This window comes from Enterococcus sp. AZ050 (assembly GCF_051715085.1).
GTDB lineage: Bacteria > Bacillota > Bacilli > Lactobacillales > Enterococcaceae > Enterococcus > Enterococcus faecalis.
In genome coordinates, this window is the sequence record NZ_JBIOTC010000001.1 from 2771829 (window position 1) to 2790704 (window position 18876).

The following is an 18876-nucleotide window of genomic DNA, read 5'->3' on the forward strand; positions in this document are numbered from 1 at the left end:
CCAGCTTTCGCTGGGGGGCTTTTCTATTATCTGGAGATAAATTGCTGATAGGCGCCAATCAAAAACTATGCTACAGTAAGGTAAGTACTGCTCGAAAAGGAGGGAGTAAATGACTAAAAAAATATGGTCGCACTTTCGGAAAAGCTTCACTTGGTACATTTTGATTGGCGTGATTGTTTCATTATGTAGTGCTAGTGCTTTAGCAATTTATTTTTTTCAACAGTTGTTAGATCATTATCAAAAAAGTTTCCAACTAGGGTTGTTAGTAGCGTATGGAACGACAATTATTTTAATTCCTCTATTGTCTTACTGTGAACAGAAACCGAAAGCTTACTTAACTAATGGCATCTATTTCTATTTGAAGAAATTAAGTTTAATAAAAATGAGCAAGATTTCCTATGAAGAATATCTAAAACTGGGAGCGGGGGCTTTACTACAAAAAGTAGAAGTTGGTGCAGCAGCTGGGAGAAATATCCACTTGAATTTTTATGGGCGCTTATTTCGAGAGTTAATTCCAGAGACGTTATTTAATTTATTTTTCATAGCATTGATTGATAAAAAATTATTACCAGCAATTCTAATTGGTTATGTGATTGTATTTATTTTAACCAAAATACTTTTGAAAACGCTACAAAAAATGAAAGAAAAAACACTTATTTCTGAAGAAGCAATGAATGCTACTTTGATACGAGGGATGACCGAACTAGTAACTTTTAGAATTAATCGAAAATATAAAAAAGAGATTGAAAATTACGCGTTAATGGCAGAGGAAAATAGTCAAAATATAACAAAAATGACTATGATCCATGAATTTTTCTTTGGCTTTTTTGCCTTGTTAGTTGCACTTATCAAAGTAAGTATTGTCGTACTTAGTTTTACTAACGTCGTGACGCTAAGTTTAGGTGGACTTGTAGCGATAGTGATGTATATCGATCGAATTTATACGCCGATAGCCATATTTAATGTTTTATTTGTTCAATATAATTTGGATAAAGTAGCCTATCAGCGCTTGGAAGATTTTTATAAAAAAGAAGATGATCCTGACTTAGCGGTTTCCGGCAAAGCGTTACCTGAAATTCAAACAATTTCATTAAAAGATGTGTGTTTTAGCGTAGATAGTCAAACGATTATGTCCCAACAAAATCGACAATTTTCAATGAATAAAACCTATGGCTTGATTGGAAAAAGTGGGACAGGTAAATCTACCCTGATTAAATTGATTTTAGGATTATTGAAGCCGACAGAGGGGACAGTTTATGTGAATCAATTTCCTCTAACACAATTTAATTTGGAAGATTATTATGAAAAAGTTTTTTATTTATCTCAAGATGTGCCAATATTTCAAGGAACGTTAAAAGAAAATATTGTATTTAATCAAGAAATTTCTGATGAACAAGTAATTGAAGCTATGTATCGTTTTCAGTTGGGGGAACTTTATGAACGGTTGCCGGAAGGTTTAAACACTATTGTGAGTGAAAAAGGAATGAATTTTTCTGGTGGTGAAAAACAACGGATTGCTTTCACACGCTTAGCATTTACACAAGCAGAGATCCTTATTTTAGATGAGGCGACTTCTGCATTGGACGAAAAGACCGAAGAAAAAGTGTTACAAGAAGTACAAAAATTTACCCACAATAAGTTGACTATTTTGGTTACTCATCGACCTAAAACCCTGCGATTTGTAGATGAAATTATTGATTTAAATGAGTGAACTTGTTAGCTCTTTGGCGCTTCTTTTGCTACACTTTTTATAAGAATTGAGAGAAAGGGGCAACTGTTGATGAATAATAATGAGCAAGAATTAGCGGAATTTTGGGATGAATTTGCAGAAGAATATGAAGAAATTCAACAAGAATCGCCATTTCCAATTGCTCGAGAATTACGTGATTTCTTGGTCCAAGAAGGCATTTTTCCGTGTCAGACATTTCTGGATATCGCAGGTGGGACGGGACGATACTTACCTTTTTTTCAAGAGCAAGTCACGGAGTATACGCTAGCCGATATTTCTCAGAGAATGTTGGAGATTGCGGAAGCAAAAGCACAAAGCAACGTTGTTTTTCTTCACCAAAGCCAAGAAAGACTGATTGAGACTGGGAAAAAATTTCAAGTCGTTTTTTCAGCGATGAACCCTGCTTTGGATACGCCGGAAAAAGTTAATGCATTGTGCCAATTAAGTGAAGAATGGTGTCTTATATTTCGGCTAGTGGAAGAGCAAGATTCGTTGTTTTCTCCTTTTGAGCAAGAGAGCAACCCGCAGTTAAAATGGATGGCACAATACAAAGCATTTCTAAAAAAAGAACAGCGACCTTTTTTCACAAAAAAATTTTTCTTTGAAGCATCAGAAGCTATTTCAAAAGACTTTTTCCGCAGCTATTTTGAAGAACAATGGTCAGTTCCAATTTTAGAACAACGCGTACAAGAAATTTTTGGTTCTCATGAAATTAAGCAAAATCAGCGTACCATTATTTATGAATTAATTGCGATTCCATGTAAAAAAACAACCAGCGATGACTAATTATCGCTGGTTGTTTTTCGGTTATTTAATTGTGCGAAAGCTTTTTCTGGAATCTCTTTTTTATCAATTTTGACAGGAGATTGGATGATTCTTTTTTTACTAATGGTTGCTTCTATGTAAGCATTTGGTTCCAAAGGTTGAGGATTTTTGTCTGTCCGTTCGTAGTCCATAACTTGCGTTTTTCCATTACTTTTAACAAAAGTTAGTCGATAGTGTAAAGAATATTGGCCATCTATGCTTTTTTGATTGTCATCTACTGTTTGTTTTCGTTCAGGAATTTCTAGAGGAACTTGTGCATAGGCTTTTTCAACCTTATATGTATCTGCATAATAACGATAGCCTGTATAACCACCAACAATGAATAAGCCAATAAATAAAATAGCGCCGATTTTTTTCATTTTTTCTCCTCCTAACAATTTACAAAAATAGCATAGCAAAAGAAGAAGGAGATGGAACATCGAAAAAACGAACAGTTATCTTACAAAACTGTTCGTTTTTTTTGGTCTATTTAGCTTTCATCAGAGAGTAGAAAGGAATCATTTTTCTTACGATAACTAAAGAAAATAACAAAGTACAGTAGGCCTGTTAAAAGAGTGACGCCTAACGAATTTGTAAATAAGATGCCAATAAAGATGAGACCTAAAATGATTAACGCAAGGAGATTAATACTTTTTTCAAAGAGAGACCCTCGTTTTAAAGACAGAACAAACGCCGCAGCGCTAATTAAAATCCAAATTAGCAAGACAGTGTAAGAGAGAGAACCGGCTAAGTAACCAAATAATTCATCGCCAACAAAATAAGAAAGAATAACGCCCAGATATAAAACACTGGCGCAGAAGAAAACTGAACGTTGAGGTACTTGGTGCTTGTTTAAAACCGCTAGTTTACTCATGGGTCCTTTTTTATCTTTTAAGCGAAAATATAAAAGGCGAGAAGAGGCGTATACTCCAGAATTAATAGAAGAAAACAAGGCTAAAATAATCACAAAATTTACGATGTCAGCAGCAAAAGGAATATTCATTTTTTCAAAAACCATAACAAATGGACTCACCGTTGTGCCTGCTAAGGTATTCCAAGGGAAAATAATCAAAAGTAAGAATAATGGAATGATATAGAAGGAAATAATCCGTCCCATCACACCACGAATCGCTTTAGGAATGGCTTTTTTAGGATCATCTGCTTCACTGACAGTAATCGCGATTAATTCTGAACCGCCATAAGAATAAATAACTACTAATAAAGAATTAACTATACCTTTCATGCCATGTGGGGCGAAGCCACCATGATCGGTGATACTTTGTAAAGTAGGGAAGACACCACTGCCTAGCATTTGTTGTCCCACCAGATAAACACCAAAAATAATTAACAAAATGATGACACTAATTTTAGCAAACGCCAACCAATATTCTGTTTCTGCAAATAAACGAACCGAGTAAAGATTAATGAGCGTCGTTAAAATAGCTAAAATAAAAACAAAAAACCAAGCAGGAATATTAGGAAACCAAAGTTGTAAAAAGGAAGCTGCGGCAACCGCTTCTGCGATAATATTAATTGTCCACATGGAATAATAAACCCAATCAATAAAATCAGCAGAATGTGCACCTAAAAATGGTCGAACCAAGCCAGACAAACCATGATGTGTGTCTCCGCCATCTAAAACAAGTTTTCCTAAACCACTCATGACGATGAAGAGAACAGCACCGCCAATTAGAAAGGCGATTAAAACAGAAGGACCAGCAATACCAATTGCTTCGCCACTTCCTTTAAAAAGACCTGCGCCAATCGCTCCCCCTAAGGCTAACATCGTAATGTGGCGCGAGCTTAATTGTTTTTTTAAGGTTGTTTGTTGTGTTTCACTCATAGGATTCTCCTTTAATTGAAAAAAAATAATATGAAAATAACTTTCTTCATTATATACAATTTTCTGACAATTACAACTATTCTGTCAATGAAAATGAAAAAATAAGTGAAAAATATTATGAAAATAAAAAAATCGAGCAATTTAAGTGATTAAAATCGCTCAATTTTTTTATTAATTTTTATTTTTTAATAGAGTCATAATTGTTAATGGAACAGTAATGACTACATAGCCGATGATACTAGCCACTACTAAATAAGCTATAGGACTCGAGAAATTAAATAAGTCCGTTAAAAGTATTGCGACAATCATTGAAATAGCATAACAAATGAATAATTGAATAAACCGCTTTGCAGACAAAAAATCACCTCTTCCTAATTAGTTAAAGTCTCTTTTCAATCATTTAGTATACACCTGAAAAGAAGAATAAACTATCATTAATTAAAAGAAAAAGTGAAACAACTAGCGGATTTTTTGTTCAGCTGATTATCTTAAGAATTAGAAAATGAGGTCGGGACAGAAGTGTTTAACTCCTAGAACCAAGTAGGTACTGTTTAACATCTATTTGCTTTGCAAATAGTGTTTCTCAGCAATAAGAAGGGATTTCTGAAAATTGTTCTATAATTTTTGGAGACCAAGTAGGTATTGTTCATCATCGAATCACTACGTTCTTCGTGATTTTCAACAATTTCGGCTTATTTCCGAAGGACCTTCAACTCTTAGAGGTTTAGCTCTTAGAAGTTGTTGAGAACGAAGCAACGCGTAGTGTTGCTTCTGTTCCCGCCGTTTATCAGTTTTTGAGCGTGAAGTAAAAATCCAAAGTGATTTTTATCCCACGCCCATTTTCATTTATGACGTTGGCTTCGTGTAAATTGAGAAGTCTCGTCCTCTCTAGTGGTTGGTTGTTGTGTTCGTTGTACGGCTTGCTTTTCCGGCTCGCTCTTTTTTGCAACATCAGTCACAACGTTTGGCTTCTGAGAAGGGGGAACAGTTGTTTTTTTGTTTAAAGTTGGCGTAGTTCTTTTTGTTTCTTTCTTTTGTTTCTTTTTATTATTTTTATCATTTCCAGTGACTGTCAAATAGATAATCAGAAAAATCATTAGGATCGTTGCAACAATTAATAGAATAAACATGTTAAATGAAATGAACATGCATGGCCCTCGTTTCTCGTTTTTTCTTAGTTTACCAAAATTTCAAAATTTCGTCACTCTTTTCTTCAGAAAAAACGAATTTCAAAGGGGTTAAAAGAAACTTTTATAAAAAAGCCTCCTTTTTTGTGTGAAAATGCACAAAATTTCTGGAATCGTTTGCTGTTAAAACCAGATACTGGTAAAATAATTATTGTATAAGAATCATTTTAAAAAACGATTTTTGTTACAAATAACGTATTTGTTGAAAAGGCACTGTGAAGTAGTTAGAGACGACAGCCAAGTGACTTTTAATGACAGCCGCCCAATTAATTTCATGGAGCCTTTTCGTAGAAAACGAGGAGGTTATTTTGCGTGAAAGTGAGTATATTTTCGACATGCGTGGTGGATTTACTTTTTCCAAATGTAGGGCAAGCAATGGTAGAGGTTTTGGAACGTTATGGCTGTGAAACGGTTTTACCAACAAGCCAAACGTGTTGTGGTCAGCCAACGTACAATAGTGGCTATGTGACAGAGAGCACGACAACGCTTAAGAATCAAATTGATAGTTTTGACGGTGCCGATTATGTGGTGGGACCTGCGGGGTCTTGTGTCGGCATGATGAAAGAATACCACAAATTTTTAGCAGATGATCCTATTTATGGACCAAAAGCACAACGTTTAGCTGAGCGAACTTATGAGTTTAGTCAGTTTCTTTATCGTGTCTTAGGGGTCAAAGATGTTGGCGCAACGTTACATGGGAAAGCCACTTATCATCGTTCTTGTCATATGACGCGAATTTTAAATGAACGAGAATCACCCTTTGTTTTGTTGGATCATGTGAAAGGATTAGAAATGATTCCTTTAGGACATCTTGAAAATTGTTGCGGATTTGGCGGAACGTTTTCAGTGAAAATGCCAGCTATTTCTGAACAAATGGTGACGGAAAAAATGAACGATGTGATTGATACAGGCGCAGAAATTTTAATTAGTGCGGATATGGGTTGCCTGATGAATATCGGGGGTAAATTCAATCGTGATGGGAAAAAGATTAAGATTATGCATATTGCAGAAGTCCTTAATCACGAAGTGGATGAAGCACGCATGGACCAACCACAAATCATATCGGTAGGGTAAGGGGGAAGAACTGTGGGATTATCAACGAGCAATAAGCCGTTAAGTGAACGAATTGAAGAAAGTAAAAAAGATGTGTTTATGCAAAAGGCTGTCGCCAAAGCACAAGATGCCCAATGGGAGAAACGAGAAGGTGCGCGGGAAGCTTTAGGCAATTGGCCACAATGGCGTGAACTGGGAGAACAAATTCGCCAACATACAATTCAGTATCTGCCTGACTATTTAGAAGAGTTCAGTGATAACGTTGCCAAACGAGGTGGCAAAGTCTTTTTTGCTCAAACCGCCGAAGAGGCCAATGAATATGTGAAGCAAGTGGTTCTAGAAAAAAAGGCGAAAAAAATTGTGAAATCTAAATCAATGGTGACGACCGAAGTCGATATTGATCCAATGTTATTGGGATTAGACGATGTCAGTGTAATGGAAACAGACTTGGCGGAATTCATTTTACAAATGGATGACTGGGATGAGCCGTCACATATTGTTTTCCCAAGTATTCATAAAAATCGCGAACAGATTCGTCAGGTTTTTGCGAAAAAATTAGGGTATCAAGGAGATAATGACCCGGTAAATTTGGCACGCTGTGCACGAGAAGTGATGCGCAAATTCTTTTTGGAAGCGGAGATTGGCATTACAGGTTGTAATTTTGCTATTGCGGATAGCGGCTTAATTAACTTAAATACAAATGAAGGAAATGCTGATTTGACCATCGGTATTCCTAAGACACAAATCGTGTTAATGGGGATGGAAAGAATCGTACCAACAATGCATGAAGCAGAGGTTTTAGATAACCTTTTAGCCAGAAGTGCCGTTGGTCAAAATTTAACAACGTATGTGACGTTTGCCGGGCAAAAAAATGCGGATGAATCCGATGGTCCAGAAGAATTTCACGTGGTCATTTTGGATAACGGACGTTCAAAAGCGTTAGGAACAGCCTTTCAGCCAGTCTTACAGTGTATTCGTTGTGGGTCTTGTCTGAATGTTTGTCCGGTCTATCGCCATATTGGAGGGCACGGTTATGGCTCTATTTATCCAGGCCCAATTGGTGCTGTGCTTTCTCCAATTTTAGGTGGATATAAACAGTTTGGGGAATTGCCTTATGCATCTAGTCTTTGTGGGGCATGTACGGAAACGTGTCCTGTGAAAATTCCATTGCACGAATTATTAATTGAACATCGTAAAGTGATGACCGATGATCTGAAAATGAAACATGGATTTGAAGATTTCCAAATGCGTATGGTAGGTAAAGCCACTGGTTCACCAGCAATGTTTAAAGCAGCCATGAAAGTCGATCATGCTGCAGCGGGCATTTTAAGTAAACAAAAAGACATTACTGTTGAAAACATGTATAATCATGGGGGCTACCTTGATAAAGGACCAGGGTTAGTAAAAGGTTGGACCGATGTTCGTGATTTGCCAAGACCACCAAAATCTTCAGAAAACTTCAGAAGTTGGTTCAAAAAACATCAAGAAGGTGAAAAAAATGACTAACGAAGCGATTCAAAATCGAGAACCTTTTTTACAAAATCTACGAGAAAAATTAGGCGTAGAAAAACAGCCTGTTTCGGCCCATCCATTTGAGCCAGTTAATCATTTACCAGAAGAACAGTTGGCAGATAAAACACCAGCAGAGCTATTAACGATTGTGAAAGAGCGTGTGGAAACGATTCACACGAACTTAGTGGAAACCACACAAGAAAATTTACTGACGACGATTCAGCAAATTGTTGCTGAGTTCGGTGGGGGCAATCTTTTATTGCCAACAGATGCACGTTTTGAAGCCTATGGATTAGCTGATTTAGCTAAGTCATTAGAGGCTGTTTCTGTTAAGCAATGGCAACCTGGAAGTGAGCAACGAGAAGCGAATATTCAAACAGCTGCTCAGGCAAATATTGCGATTGCCTTTGCTGAGTTTTTACTAGCTGAATCAGGAACGATTGTGGTGGAGTCCAATGCGGGACAAGGTAGAGCCTTACATTTTTTACCGAAGCATTACATTTCAATTATACCGTTTAGCAAACTCGTTCCACGTTCGACTCAGCCAGCAGCTTTTTATACAGATAAAATAGAAAAAGGCGAAAAAATCGGCTCAGCGATTCACTTTATTTCAGGGCCTTCTAATTCAGGAGATATTGAAATGCAACTGGTTGTCGGGTTGCATGGTCCTTTAGAAGTTTGTTACGTGGTTGTGATGGATCGCTAAAACGCTAGAAGCATAATCAATTCAGCCCTTTTTAGAATTGATTATGCTTTTTTTATGAGCAGGATCAAAAAAGTAAGAATCAAATTTGAAAGAAATACGTTTTTTTTCTGACCATTTTGTAAAAAAAGCGTACATAAAAATTAATTGAGTGTTAAGCACTATAGGATTGATTTACTTTGTGGTAGAATATGAGACATAAGATAATAAGGTTTTTGGAGGAATGAGTTTGAAATCAAAAGAATTAATTAAAACAGTCGTCTTTTTTGCCTGTTTAGCTTTGGGTCTGTTTTTACTGAGACAATTTGTATTTACGCCTGTCGTAGTGAGAGGTCATTCAATGGATCCAACGTTAGCAGATGGTGAACGGGTAATTACGTTAAAAAACACAGAAATTAATCGTTTCGATATTATTACTTTCCCAGCGCCAGATGAACCAGATAAAAATTATATTAAACGTGTGATTGGTTTACCTGGAGATACAATTGCGTACAAGGATGATACGTTGTACATCAATGGAAAAGAAGTTGACGAACCCTATTTAGATGAATTTAAAAAAGCCTTAACAGATGGTCAACCTTTGACAGGCGATTTTTCATTAAAAGAAAAAGTACCAGCAGATAGCTACTTTGTTTTAGGTGATAATCGACGGAATTCAAAAGACGGTCGTGTCATTGGTTTTATTCATAAAAAAGATATTTTGGGTGAAGTGAAATTTGTGATGTGGCCATTCTCACGGTTTGGTCCAATACCAGAAGTGTCAAAACAATAAAAGATACAATGAGTAAAAGAGAAGGACGGAAATGTGTAAAAACAAACACATGTTTCCGTCCTTCTTTTGTGGTAAAATAAAGGCAGTGCAAAGGAAAAGGATGTGAAACCATGAGTGTGCAGTTTATTAGAGGAACCGCCGTGGCAGACTTAGAAGCGCCACTTATACAGGCGACAAAACAATGGCTAGAGGAAGACGCACAGCATGAAGTATTCTATTTAGTCCCGAACCATATTAAGTTTGAGCAAGAAATTCAAGTCTTGCAAAAGTTACGTCAATTACAGACAACTACGTCTGATTCAATAACCAGTACCCGTCTGCAGGTTTTTAGTTTTTATCGTTTGGCTTGGTACTATTTACAACATACACCTTTTTACTCGGCAGATGTTTTATCTGATGCAGGCGCTGCGATGATTTTCCGCAAAATTTTAGTAGAAGCAGAAGAAGAGTTACAAATTTTTAGAGGTGAAATTAACAAGCCCGGCTTTATTCAGCAACTATTTCAGCTTTATCAAGAAATGCGCGAAGGCAATATTGAGATTGCGGAGCTTTATCCATTTTTAGAAAAACAAATGGAGAACCCTAAAGGACAAGATTTACAACTTAAGTTTCAAGATTTAACGTTAATTTTTACGCGATTCCAATTGCAAATGAGTCAGTATGGCTATGAATCAGCGGAGATTATTCAACATTTAAGCGAGTATTTACAAACGGTTGATTTGTCGAATGTCCAATTCGTTATTTCAGGCTATCAGCAGTTTACTGCCAGAGAATTAAAGTTGATTGAAGTACTAATGGCGCAAGCAGGTTCTGTGAAAGTAGCCCTTTTATTGGACAAACAATATCCGCATGACTTACCTGATCCGCGGTCGTTATTTTATGAAGCGGGACAAACCTATCATCAGCTTTATCAACTAGCAAGACAGAAGCAAATCCCGATTCTTTCAGATTATGTGGAAAAGAAAGAGGTATTAATTACAAACCCAGACTTGCAAGGATTAAATGATTATTGGATTCAATCGCAAGAACACCTGCCTCCATTAAGCACAACTGACTGGAGTGGCGATGGCTTATTTCTGTGGCGTGCTGAAAACGTTAAAGAAGAATTAACACATGTTGCAACCGAAATTCGCCGTTTAGTGGTGGAAGAAGGGTATCGGTACAAAGAAATTCAGGTGTTGACTCGTGATTTAGATTGTTATGAAAATTTATTAGAACCGATTTTTGCGGAACACGAGATTCCTGTTTATGTCGACCGAGATATGGCTATGGATCGGCATCCTTTAGTCGAATGGATTGAATCTTTATTTGCTATTCATTCGTACAATTATCGTTATCGCGATGTGCTCCGTTTTTTGAGAACGGAATTATTTATGCCAATGAATCAACTCGCTACTTCTGAAGAAAGCTTGACTGATTGGTTAAACCAACGGAACGCTTGGCGCAGAAAAGTTGATATTACCGAAAATGTAGTCCTGGCATACGGCTATGAAGGTTATTATTGGTCACAAGAAAAAGATTGGGAATTTATTCGGTATGATTTTGAAGCGGAAGAGCAAGAAGATGTCGCTACGATGGAAGAAGAGTCAAATGCGATTCGTCAATCGCTTCAACGGCTGTTACCTAGTTACTTTCAAGCAATGATAAGTGCCAAAACTGGTTTGGAAGCAGCGACCGTCTTCTATCACTTTTTACTGCAAAGTGGTGTGGCAACACAATTAAAAATGTGGCGCTTACAAGCTATCGAAGCAGGTCAACTAGAAACAGCTCGTAACCATGAACAGACTTGGGATGCATTGATGTCATTACTAGATGAATACGTCACTGTTTACGGAGAAAGTTCGTTTGATTTTACAACGTTTCAAGAAATATTTGTTAGTGGTTTGGAAGGTTTGCACTATAGTAAAGTGCCGACAGCGATTGACCAAGTACAAGTTCGCGCAATGGATTTAACTCGACCTGGCGCTGCCAAGGTTACTTTTGCTATTGGGATGACGGAAGAAATTTTTCCACAAAAGATTGAAAATAAAACACTATTGTCTGATGAAGAACGGCAGACAATCAATGATACTTTAACGGAAAACCAATATTTACGTGGGACAACCGGACGCAAAATTGCGCAAGAACCTTATGTTGCGTATCTTGTCTTTTCTTCAGCGCGAGAACGGTTATATTTAACCTATCCAAGTGTTAAAGATACCGCTCAAGAAGTCAAACCGTCTCCTTATTTTAAAAATATCCAAAAAGATTTAAACTTGCCCGTTTTTGAAAAAAATGAAACAACCATTTTCGATGATGAAACGACCAGTTTAGCCCATATTAGTACGTATCGGACGTTAATCGGTGAATTAACGCGTTTGAAAAGACAACGGAAAGAAACACAAGAAGGACTGTTGCCTTTCTGGTTAAATATGGAAAAAGCGCTAATGAACCAATCAATTGCGCCGCTAGCCAAGCAAGTTTTCGAAAGTTTAACGCATCAAAATATTCCTGAAAAGATTGATGAGGTCTTAGCAGAACCTTTATATGGTAAAGATATTTATACGTCCGTTTCTCGGATGGAGAGTTTTTATCGCTGTCAGTATCAATACTTTTCTCGCTATGGCTTACGTTTGAAAGAAAGAGATGTCTTTGGGCTTTCGCCAGCAGCTACAGGGGAATTTTTCCATGAAGCATTGGATCAGTTCTTTAAATTATTGATTATGAATCAACGGAACTTATCTGAATTAACCGATCAGGAAGTCAATTTATTGGCGGAGGAAGTACTAAATAGTATTTTAGGGGATGCGCGTTTTTCTGTATTAACGACCTCTAGTCGCATGAACTATATTCGCTATCAATTGAGTCAAACAATTAAAAAAGTCAGTTGGGCGCTGAAACGTCAAAGCCAACGAAGTGGCATGACGACTGTTCAAACGGAAGTGTTATTTGGCCAAATTGCCGCTAAAAAAGGAATTTCTGGTTTGGAATTACCATTAAAAAATCAAGGGAAGATTCATGTTCGGGGAAAAATCGACCGGATTGATCAATTGGTTACCCCCGAATCAACCTATTTAGGTGTGATTGATTATAAATCGAGTCACCGTAAATTTAATATGACAGAAGCGTATTACGGCTTAGCCATGCAAATGCTGACGTACTTGGATGTGGCTTTAATGGATGCTGTGCAATTAGTTGGTCAAGAAGCTAAACCTGCTGGCTCACTTTATCTGCATGTACACAATCCTACATTATCTTATGAAGGCAAAGACGACATTGAACAACAAATGCTTAAAAAATATCAGTTTGATGGTCTTTTGATGAAAGACCCAGATTTATTGGATCATTTAGATACGAGTCTGCAAGCTAAACAAAGTTCGTTGCTGTTTCCGATTGAAGAATCCGCCAAAGAACAAATTAAACCTGGTCGTCGCCAAGAAGATAAATTTGTGACAGAACCAGAATTAGGCGCGTTGCTTTCCCATAACCGAAATAAATTTATTGAAGCGGGGAATCAAATTATTGGCGGCGAAGTTCAACTTAATCCCGCTTATCAAGGCAAGGAACGGATTGCTTGTCGCTATTGTCCGTTTCGAAGTGTCTGTGATTTTGATGTGATGCTAAAAGAAAATAATTATCATCGTATTGAGAATTTATCCAAAGAGGAAATTATGGCGCGCTTGTTAAACAAAGATGAGGAAGGAGCAACCGAAGATGAGTAAAACAATTCCACTACGTCCAGCCAATGAGCAATTCACCGACAGTCAATGGCAAGCGGTGTTTGATGGCGATGAAAATATCTTAGTTTCTGCTTCGGCTGGCTCAGGAAAAACCACCGTTTTAGTCCGCCGTGTCATTGAAAAAGTCAAAAGCGGCGTCGATATCGATCGTCTCTTGATTGTGACGTACACTGAAGCCGCCGCCCGTGAGATGAAAGAACGTATCCAAGTGGCTTTACAAAAGGCAATGAATGAAGAACAAGATCCAGAAAGAAGACGGCATTTTTCTCGTCAAATTGCTCTTTTGCCAACAGCCAATATCAGCACGTTACATGCCTTTTGTTTAACTGTTATTCGTCGTTTTTATTATTTAATTGACATAGATCCAGTTTTTCGGATGTTAACAGATGAAACAGAAACATTGTTATTAAAAGAAGATGTTTGGGATGCATTACGTGAACAATTTTATGCGGAAAATCAAGAAGCGTTTTACCAATTAACAGCGAATTTTTCCAATGACCGTAGTGATGACGGACTCACTAACTTAATTTTTTCTTTTTATGAATTTGCCAAAGCCAATCCTGATCCAGAGGCGTGGATTAATGGCTTAACACAAGCCTACGAAGTAGGGGATCAGCTAGGCGAATCAAAGTTATTTCAGACGTATTTAAAACCGCTAGCCGTTGAGACGTTACAACGAACTCTTCAGCGTTACGAAGAAATGGTGACCTTAACAGAGGGCGAAGAGAAACTTCAAAAGATTTGGTATTTAGCTCAAAATGAAAAGGAACAAACAAAACAATTTTTACAATTTTTAGAGAGAAATGATTTAGAGAGCGCCTATAATTTGACTGAATTGTTGAGCTTTGACCGCTACCCAACGGTTCGTGCCGAAGAGTTGAAACCAACCGCGGAACAAGCCAAACAGTTACGAGAACAAAATAAAAAAGCGTTAAATGATTTGAAAAAGCAACTGTTTACACTTTCTCCAGATGCCATGAAACAAGTCTTGAAAGAGGCCACGCCCATTGTTCAAGAAATGGCTCACGTGGGGAAACAATTTATGGAGGCCTATGGCGCAGAAAAACGGCTTAAAAATTTAGTGGATTTTAACGATTTAGAACATTATACGTTAGCTATTTTAGCGAAAAATCAGGCAGATGGCTGGCATGCATCAGAAGCCTCGGTTTACTATCGCGAAAAATTTGATGAAGTGTTAGTCGATGAATACCAAGATATCAATCAATTACAAGAATCTATTTTGTATTGGTTGCGCCGTCCGCTTAGCACAGAAGGAAACCTTTTTATGGTAGGAGATGTGAAACAGTCTATTTATTCTTTCCGCTTGGCAGATCCTACATTGTTTATTGAAAAATACAATCAGTATGGGCAAGGCAAAGAGGGCAAACGAATTATTCTAGCTGAAAATTTTCGTTCACGCAAAGACGTTTTAGACTTTACGAATTTAGTATTTAGTCAATTAATGGATGAGCGAGTGGGCCAAATTGCTTACGATGAGTCAGCTGCTTTGGTTCATGGTTTTGATCAATTTTCGGAGGCGGCTGATTATTCAACTGAATTGCTAATTTATGAAAAAAAAGCAACAGAATCAGTTGAATTTCCAGAATTACAATCCCCTGAGTTGTTGATTGAAGATAAGACAGAAGGGGAACTTTACGTTACTGCTTTGAAAATTCGTGAATTAATTGACCAAAATTTCTTAATTTATGATAAAAAGCTGAAAACGGATCGACCGATTACTTATCAAGATATTGTCTTATTAACGCCTACGAAGAAAAATAATTTAACTATTTTAGATGTTTTTAAATCATTAGAAATTCCAGTTCAAGTCAATGATGCTCAAAATTATTTCCAAGCAACGGAAATTCGTACAATGATTGCCTTGCTTCAATTGATTGATAATCCCTATCAAGACATTCCTTTGGCAGCTGTGTTACGTTCACCAATTGTTGGATTAAAAGAAAACGAATTAGTGCTTATTCGTTTGGCTAATAAGGAAACCAGTTACTACGAAGCATTTTTAACGTTTAATCAAAAGATGGAACCAACCATGGAGGAAGCAGTTGTTCAGGAAAAAACTATACGTTTTGCTGAATCATTAGAAAAATGGCGGGAACAGGCTCGACGCAACCAGATTAGCAACTTGCTGTGGACGATTTATCGTGAAACGGCCTATCTTGATTATGTTGGCGGGTTGCCTGTTGGCAAACAACGCCAAGCCAATTTATATGCGTTGGTCGATCGGGCCGCGGCGTATGAAAAAACAACCTTCCGCGGATTATTTCAATTTGTTCGCTTCATCGAAAAAATGCAAGAAAAAGACAAAGATTTAGCGGAACCAGTCGTTTTAAGTGAAGAGAATGCCGTACGCGTCATGACGATTCACGCTAGTAAAGGGTTAGAATTTCCGGTGGTATTCGTTTTAGATATGACCAAAGAATTTAATGTCAGTGATTTGAATGAACGCTATATCTTTGAAGAAAATTTAGGGGTAGGCATTCGTTATTTACAACCTGAAGAACGAGTTATGTACGATACTTTACCATTTTTGGCGATTAAACAAGTACGATTGAGAAAATTACTATCTGAAGAAATGCGGAAGTTATATGTGGCGTTGACACGTGCAGAACAGAAACTTTTTCTGGTGGGCTCCTATAAAGACCAAGCGGCGATGTGGAAAGAGTGGCTGAAAGTTGGCGATGTAGAAACACTGGTGCTACCAGCTGAAAATCGCTTGCAAAGTAAAAGTAGTTTAATGAATTGGGTTGGGATGACATTGGTACGCCATCAAAAAGCCGATGAATATCAGCAAGAAGTAGTAGTAAGTAACGTTCCGCAAGTCAAAAAGCACCCAGCTAACTTTCATATTCAGTGGTTCAACGAAGAACAACTACGAGCAGCCATTCAGCAATTACAATTGCCAGAAAGACAAGCAGAGGATTTAGCCGAAAAAGCGCAATTATCTGCTGACAAAATCAATCGTGGCCTTGCACGGTTAAGTTTCAACTATCCGTATGAAGTGGCTACTCGGACTACCAGTTATCAGTCTGTTTCTGAAATCAAGCGAGTATTTGATGACCCCGATAACAAAGAAATTGGTAAAATTGAGGTTCGGGAAGACAATACTATTCAAGCGCAACCGTTGATTGTCAATCGAATGATTGAAGGAGATTTAAGTAAGCCTAAATTTTTAGATACGGTTCAAGCGCCCTCAGCAGCTGAAATTGGGACAGCAACCCATTATTTATTACAACTAATTGATTTAAGTAAGCAACCTTCTTACGAGGAAGTGCGAGCTGTTCAAGAACGCTTAGTGGAAAATAAATTGATTTTACCAGCAATTGCTGAAAAAATGAATCTGGAACAAATCGTGGCCTTCTTTGACACCGCCTTAGGAAAACAATTGATTCAACACCATCAAACCGTTAGAAGGGAACAACCTTTTTCTATGCTGATTGAAGCAGAAGAGCTCATTCAAAATTATCCAGAGACGACACAAGATGATTTATTAATTCATGGGATTATTGATGGCTATATCGAATTAGACAATCAATGCATTTTGTATGACTATAAAACCGATCATGTAAAAAGCACCTCTCCCCAAGCGATTTCTGAAATTGTCGAACGGTATCGCGGACAGATGAATCTTTATCGTAGAGCACTACAAGAGGCAACGCATAAAGAGGTGTCGCACGTCTATTTAATTTTATTAAATGGAGGAGTAATTATTGACATGCAGACAGGAAATGTTGTAGATTTTATAAAGTAGAAAAAATTAGAAGCAGAAACACTTACATTTTGTAAGGAATGTGCTATACTCATTGAAGAGGTGAGGAAGATGGAAAAAGTAAAAACAGAATCGTTTGTACTTTGTCCCAAATTTGAAAAATCATTTTCAATACTTGGTAAAAAATGGAATGGTTTAATTATTGATGTTTTATTAGAACGAGGTCCTCAACGTTTTGGCGAATTAAAAGAAAAAATTCCAATGTTAAGTGATCGTGTCTTAGTAGAGCGATTGAAGGAACTAGAAGCTGAAGGAATTATCACCAAAGCTGTTCGTTGCGGTGAAGGAAATCGCTTAGAATATTTCCTGACCGAAAAAGGCGAAGACTTGCAATTAGCAATGGAACAAATTCAACATTGGGCAGAAAAATGGGTAAAAGACGAAGAATGCAGTTGACCGCAAGCAAAACTTCTTGTAAACTAAACGTAATTAAATAACTAAAAAAACAGTGATGGAAACAAGTAGTTTGAATTGACGTGTTTTAGGGAGAGTCAGCCAGAGACTGGAAGCTGATTTACACAGTCACCAAGCGAAATTCACTTCCTGAGTTTGTTTGTTTTCAAGAAGAAAGCAAACCGGTAATTGCCGTTAAATGAAATGAGTGCATGACAACAATTTGTTATGAATTAGGATGGTAACACGATAGCTCGTTCCTTTGAAAGGAATGGGTTATCGTTTTTTTTAGTTTAAATAAAAGATAGAGGGGAACTCATAATGACATTACAAGCGCAATTAGAAGCTCTTAGAGACAATACGCTCAAAGAAATCGCACAAGTTGCTACTTTAAAAGAATTAAACCAAATTCGCGTAGAAACATTAGGAAAAAAAGGGCCAATCACCGAAGTATTAAGAGGCATGAAAAACCTTTCACCAGAAGAACGACCAGTGGTGGGGGGCTTTGCAAATGAAATTCGTGATTTATTAACAGAAGCAATTGAAGCGCGCAAAGTTGTTTTAGAAAACGAAGCGTTAAATGCGGCACTAAAAGAAGAAAGTTTAGATGTAACTTTACCTGGGAAACAAATGCCTCAAGGCACACGTCATATTTTGACACAAGTTATGGAAGAGATTGAAGATATTTTCTTAGGCATGGGTTATCAAGTAGTGGAAGGATACGAAGTAGAATCCGATCATTATAATTTCGAACGCATGAATCTACCAAAAGATCATCCGGCACGCGACATGCAAGATACGTTTTATATTTCAGATGAGATGTTAATTCGTACGCATACTTCACCAGTTCAAGCTCGAACAATGGAAAAACACGATTTTTCAAAAGGTGCATTACGAATGATTTCTCCTGGGAAAGTATTCCGTCGTGATACAGATGATGCGACACATAGTCACCAATTCCATCAGATTGAAGGCCTTGTTGTCGATAAAAATGTCACAATGGGTGATTTAAAAGGGACGTTAGAAGTCATGATGAAAAAAATGTTTGGTGAAGATCGTAAAATTCGTTTACGTCCTAGCTATTTCCCTTTTACAGAACCTTCAGTCGAAGTAGATGTTAGCTGTTTTAAATGTGGCGGCGCAGGTTGTAACGTCTGCAAACATACAGGTTGGATTGAAATTTTAGGTGCGGGGATGGTTCATCCAGATGTGTTACAAATGTCAGGGATTGATCCAACAGAGTACTCAGGCTTTGCCTTTGGCTTAGGACCAGATCGCGTTGCTATGTTACGTTACGGTGTAAATGATATCCGTAATTTTTATCAAAATGATTTACGTTTCTTAAATCAATTCAAGGTAAAGGAGTAGTTGAAA

General features: G+C 37.4%; 14 protein-coding genes and 1 other annotated feature. Of the genes, 10 read left to right on the forward strand and 4 right to left on the reverse strand.

What is annotated here, in order from left to right:
- Positions 1-109 precede the first annotated feature (109 nt).
- Positions 110-1711: an ATP-binding cassette domain-containing protein gene (locus IGJ04_RS13695; protein ID WP_438840293.1), complete on the forward strand. Its 1602-nt coding sequence runs from the start codon at positions 110-112 to the stop codon at positions 1709-1711.
- 69 nt (positions 1712-1780) lie between these two features.
- On the forward strand, positions 1781-2515 hold the full coding sequence (locus IGJ04_RS13700; protein ID WP_002386601.1) for a class I SAM-dependent methyltransferase: 735 nt from the start codon (positions 1781-1783) through the stop codon (positions 2513-2515).
- Here IGJ04_RS13700 and IGJ04_RS13705 read toward each other — a convergent pair.
- The 4 genes from IGJ04_RS13705 to IGJ04_RS13720 form a co-directional block, all read right to left on the reverse strand.
- Complete coding sequence (locus tag IGJ04_RS13705) at positions 2512-2913, reverse strand: YxeA family protein (protein ID WP_438840294.1); 402 nt, start codon at positions 2911-2913, stop codon at positions 2512-2514. The two genes, IGJ04_RS13700 and IGJ04_RS13705, sit on opposite strands and share 4 nt — an antisense overlap.
- A gap of 110 nt (positions 2914-3023) precedes the next feature.
- Complete coding sequence (locus IGJ04_RS13710) at positions 3024-4376, reverse strand: amino acid permease (protein ID WP_002382100.1); 1353 nt, start codon at positions 4374-4376, stop codon at positions 3024-3026.
- A 171-nt stretch (positions 4377-4547) separates the two neighbouring features.
- On the reverse strand, positions 4548-4733 hold the full coding sequence (locus tag IGJ04_RS13715) for a hypothetical protein (protein ID WP_002358046.1): 186 nt from the start codon (positions 4731-4733) through the stop codon (positions 4548-4550).
- Between the two features lie 485 nt (positions 4734-5218).
- Positions 5219-5506 (reverse strand): hypothetical protein, encoded by a 288-nt coding sequence (locus IGJ04_RS13720; protein WP_002386008.1) that lies wholly within the window; start codon positions 5504-5506, stop codon positions 5219-5221.
- Positions 5507-5875: 369 nt separating this feature from the next.
- Between IGJ04_RS13720 and IGJ04_RS13725 the strand changes: the two genes are divergently transcribed.
- The 8 genes from IGJ04_RS13725 (at position 5876) to pheS (ending at position 18870) form a co-directional block, all read left to right on the forward strand.
- The gene (locus IGJ04_RS13725; protein WP_002365495.1) at positions 5876-6637 is read left to right on the forward strand and encodes a (Fe-S)-binding protein; all 762 of its coding nucleotides are present in this window, start codon (positions 5876-5878) and stop codon (positions 6635-6637) included.
- A 12-nt stretch (positions 6638-6649) separates the two neighbouring features.
- Positions 6650-8122 (forward strand): LutB/LldF family L-lactate oxidation iron-sulfur protein, encoded by a 1473-nt coding sequence (locus tag IGJ04_RS13730; protein ID WP_438840295.1) that lies wholly within the window; start codon positions 6650-6652, stop codon positions 8120-8122.
- Positions 8115-8834 (forward strand): LutC/YkgG family protein, encoded by a 720-nt coding sequence (locus IGJ04_RS13735; protein ID WP_010716939.1) that lies wholly within the window; start codon positions 8115-8117, stop codon positions 8832-8834. Before IGJ04_RS13730 ends, IGJ04_RS13735 begins: the two co-directional genes overlap by 8 nt.
- 220 nt (positions 8835-9054) lie before the next feature.
- Positions 9055-9603 (forward strand): signal peptidase I, encoded by a 549-nt coding sequence (gene lepB, locus IGJ04_RS13740; RefSeq protein ID WP_002358039.1) that lies wholly within the window; start codon positions 9055-9057, stop codon positions 9601-9603.
- A gap of 110 nt (positions 9604-9713) precedes the next feature.
- Positions 9714-13304: a PD-(D/E)XK nuclease family protein gene (locus IGJ04_RS13745; protein ID WP_033626823.1), complete on the forward strand. Its 3591-nt coding sequence runs from the start codon at positions 9714-9716 to the stop codon at positions 13302-13304.
- Entirely contained in the window at positions 13297-17091 is a 3795-nt protein-coding gene (gene addA / locus IGJ04_RS13750; RefSeq protein WP_156209216.1) for a helicase-exonuclease AddAB subunit AddA, read from the forward strand. The genes IGJ04_RS13745 and addA overlap by 8 nt, the downstream gene beginning before the upstream one ends.
- Before the next feature lie 69 nt (positions 17092-17160).
- Complete coding sequence (locus IGJ04_RS13755; RefSeq protein WP_002358035.1) at positions 17161-17505, forward strand: winged helix-turn-helix transcriptional regulator; 345 nt, start codon at positions 17161-17163, stop codon at positions 17503-17505.
- 43 nt (positions 17506-17548) lie between these two features.
- Positions 17549-17767, forward strand: a binding site (T-box leader).
- A 56-nt stretch (positions 17768-17823) separates the two neighbouring features.
- The gene (gene pheS / locus IGJ04_RS13760) at positions 17824-18870 is read left to right on the forward strand and encodes a phenylalanine--tRNA ligase subunit alpha (protein WP_002358034.1); all 1047 of its coding nucleotides are present in this window, start codon (positions 17824-17826) and stop codon (positions 18868-18870) included.
- Positions 18871-18876: the final 6 nt, after the last annotated feature.